We start from the raw sequence: 2874 nt of genomic DNA, 5'->3' as shown, positions 1-2874 counted from the left end.
CATCGCCGCCCGACGCCAGCAGCTCCCAGAAGCCCTCCGGCGTGTCGATCCCGCCCGGCAGCCGGCACGCCATCGACACCACAGCGATCGGCTCGTCGGGCTCGGTGGTGCGCTCGGCGCGCTGCGGTTTCGGACCGGTCTCGGCCCCCAGCGCCATACGGTTCAGGATCAGTTCGGCGATGGCGGCCGGGGTGGGGTAGTCGAAGGCCAGGGTCGCGGGGAGTGCGATGCCGGTCTCCGCCGACAGGCGGCGGCGCAGCTCGACGGCCATGAGGGAGTCGAGACCGGCCTCCTTGAACACCTGGCCGGCTGCGACCGCTTCGGGGCCGGACATGCCCAGGACCATGGCGGCTTCGCCGCGCACCAGGCCGGTGACGGAGGCGAGCCTGTCGGCCTGCGGCAGTGCCAGCAGGCGGCCCTTCAGACCGGAGGACGTAGCGCCGGCGCCACCCGCTCGACGGCGCCGGGTCCTGAGCAGCGAACGCAGCAGCGGCGGAGTGTCCATGCCGTTGTCGGCGGCGCGCTGGAGCGCCGTGGGCTCGAGCTTCATCGGGACCAGGTGGGGCCGGACGTGGCCGAGGGCGGCGTCGAGGGCCGCCAGGCCCTGTGCCGGGGTCAGGGCGCCCACGCCCTGACGGCGCAGACGCGCCAGTTCCGCCTCGCCGAGGTACGCGGTGAGGCCGATTCCGGCCTGCTCCCACAGACCCCACGACAGGCTGGTGCCCGGCAGTCCCTGGGAGCGCCGGCGGACGGCCAGCGCGTCGATGAAGGTGTTCGCCGCCGCATAGGTGCTCTGGCCCGCGCCGCCCACGACACCGGCGGCCGATGAGAAGAGCACGAAAGCGCCGAGATCCAGGCCGAGTTCGCCGGACAGGTCGTGCAGATGCAATGCGCCCGCTGCCTTCGGCGCCCATACGTGGGCGAGCCGCTGCGCGTCCTGCGCCTGGACGATCCCGTCGTCCAGGACCGCGGCCAGGTGGAAGACTCCCGTCCACGGGCGCTGCGCGTCCACGTCGGTGAGCAGGGCGGAGACCTGATCGCGTTCGGCGACGTCGCAGGCCACGATGCGTACGCTCGCGGCACCGGCCGCCTCCAGCTCGGCGGCCAGGTCAGCGGCCCCCGGTGCCTGCGGCCCGCGCCGGGAGGTGAGAACGAGATGCTGGACGCCGTGAGTGCGAACCAGATGCCGGGCCACGGCGCGGCCCAGCTCGCCGGTGCCGCCGGTGATCAGGACCGTGCCCCGCGGGTCCAGCGGGCCTCCCGGCCCTGCGGTGACGGTGTTGCCCGCGGAGGTTTTGGCATCTGCGGGGACGAGCCGCGGGGCGCGGATCTCCCCGGCACGGATGGCGAGTTCGGGCTCGTCGGCCGCGTCCAGGGCACGGCAGATCAGTTCCCCGTTGTCCGGCCCTGCCGGACCGTCCTCGCCGGCCAGGTCGATCAGCCGCACGCGCCGATCGGCGTTTTCCGAGCGTGCCGTACGCAGCAGACCCCATACCGGGGCGCCCACCACATCGGGCACGTCGCCGTCGCCGGCGGCGACGGCCCCACGGGTCAACCAGACGAGCTCGGCCTGCGCCAGGCGTGGTTCGGCGAGCAGCCGCTGCACCGTCTCCAGCGCCGCGGCGGCAGCCTCCCGCGCGGCGTCCGCGTCGTCGGCGGCGTCAGGGGTGTCTGTCGTTGTCCGGTGCGTCGTGGCGTCCACCACCAGCCGGGCGGGTGCCGCGTCCCCGTCCGCAAGGTGGGTGGCGAGCGCTTCCGTGTCCGCCACATGTGCCGCCTCCAGCAGCTGGGCCAGGATGCCGTTCCCGCCGAGGACCCAGGTGCTGCCCTGCGGGGGTGCGGGATCGAGCTGCGCTGCCGGCCGGAAGTCCACGTGGTACAGGTGATCGGTCAGGCTGTTCGCGCGGATCTGTTCCACGCTCGCCTCGCGCAGCTGCAGTCCCGCACGGGCCACCGGCTGTCCGGCAGGGTCGGCCACGGTGATCCGGAGACCGGACCCGTCGTCGGGCGTGATCTGCACGCGCAGTTCGGTGCTCGCGGCGGCATGGAGTTCGACACCGGTCCACTCGAAGGGCAGCAGGATCCGGCCGTCGGTGCCGGCTTCGTCCTGTACTGCCACGAGGGTGTGGAGTGCGGCGTCGAGAAGTGCGGGGTGGATGCCGAAGTCGTCGGCCGTGAGGCCTTCGGGAAGGCGTACGAGTCCGTAGGCGGTGTCGCCCTTGCGCCACAGTTCGGTCAGGCCCTGGAAGGCGTGCCCGTACTGCAGACCGCGCGCACGGAAGGTGTCGTAGAAGCCGTCGAGCGACAGCTGCTCGGCTCCGGCGACGGGCCACTGCGCGAGGTCGGCGAAGGTCTCGGGGCCGGCCGGCGTGCTCTGCTCGGTCAGTACACCGGTGGCGTGCTGACGCCAGGCCGTGCCGAAGGGAGCGTCCTGCGGCTGGCTGTAGAGAGTGACCGTCCTGCTGCCGGTACCGTCGGGCGCGCCGACGGCGACCTGAAGGCGGACGGTGGCGTCCTCTGCGAGGACGAGGGGTTCGAGCAGGGTGAGTTCGGTGACGCCCGCTGCGCCGACATGGTCGGCGGCGGCGAGGGTGAGGTCGAGGAGCCCGGTGCCGGGGACGAGAACGGTGTCGTGGACGGCGTGGTCCTTGAGCCACGGCTGTTCGGCGAGCGAGATACGTCCGGTGAAGAGGAGACCTTCGTCGTCCGCCGTCGCCGTCATCGCACCCAGCCAGGGGTGCTGGAACCCGTGCAGGCCGAGTGAGCCGGCGTCGTTGGCGGTCTTCCTGGTCTCCATCCAGTGGTGTTCGCGCTGGAAGGCGTAGGTGGGCAGCGGGACGAGCCCGGTACCGGGAGTCGCGGGAAGGACCCGGT

The 2874-nt window shown here is 72.9% G+C and carries 1 protein-coding gene; it reads right to left on the bottom strand.

Annotated features, from left to right (window positions below):
* Positions 1-2874, bottom strand: a 2874-nt coding sequence (locus ACWDZ6_RS33355; RefSeq protein WP_451505828.1) for an SDR family NAD(P)-dependent oxidoreductase, incomplete at both ends; no start/stop codon positions are given.

Source organism: Streptomyces sp. NPDC002926 (assembly GCF_053591755.1).
This window is presented reverse-complemented; position numbering and strand designations above follow the sequence as displayed.